Source organism: Nonomuraea sp. MTCD27 (assembly GCF_041950495.1).
Classification (GTDB): Bacteria; Actinomycetota; Actinomycetes; order Streptosporangiales; family Streptosporangiaceae; genus Nonomuraea.
In genome coordinates this window covers 1-791 of the sequence record NZ_JBGNUW010000080.1, presented here as the reverse complement: position 1 = coordinate 791, position 791 = coordinate 1, and the positions used below count along the sequence as shown (strand labels likewise).

The following is a 791-nucleotide window of genomic DNA, read 5'->3' as shown; positions in this document are numbered from 1 at the left end:
GGCCGGCCGCCCCTGCCACCCTTGTTCTTCCGGTTGGCGACCTGGTCCTTCTTCTCCGGGATGACGGCTTTGATGTGGCGTTTGCGGAGGTAGGCGCGGTTGCCGCGGGAGGAGTAGGCCTTGTCCGCGGCGACCCGGTCAGGCCTGGTACGCGGACGGCCGATGGGCCCGCGGATGCGTACCTTGTTGAGCACGGGGATGAACTGCGGGCTATCGGCGGCCTGTCCCGCGGTCAGCACGAACGCCAGCGGACGGCACCTGCGATCGGCGGCGAGGTGGACCTTGCTGGTCTGCCCGCCCCTCGATCGTCCGAGCAGGGCGGCCTTCAACCGGAGCTTGCGCCGGCACCGGATGCGCCGTCGTTCTTCCCTCTCGGGGTCCTCTGCGCGGCTCTGCCCGTCTCCTTCCGAGCCGCCCCCTTTTGCCGGGCCTTCTCCTCCTCGGCGGCCTTCTCCAGGGCGGTGACGACATCTGGGCCGAGGTGCATCCCGGCAGCGTCGTGGTGAGCCCGCGCGGTCGTGGAGTCCACGCTGACCAGGGACAAGTCCACCTCGCCCCGCTTTGCGGCTTCCGCGATCATGCCCTCCAGCAGAGCTTCGAAGACACCGGCGTCCCTCCACTGCCGGAAGCGGTTGTGCACTGTCGACCAGGCACCGAACTCCACCGGCATCTCCCGCCACTGCCCGCCCGTCCGGAACCGCCAGATCACGCCCTCGAACTGCTGCCGCAGCCGCTCGGGGTACGGGCCGAACCCACCGATCGGCAGGTAGGGCTCGATGAACTCCCACTCC

At 69.7% G+C, this 791-nt stretch carries 1 pseudogene; it reads right to left on the bottom strand.

The window, feature by feature from the left end:
- A pseudogene (locus tag ACBJ59_RS62805) lies at positions 1-791 on the bottom strand (IS5 family transposase); the annotation flags it as partial.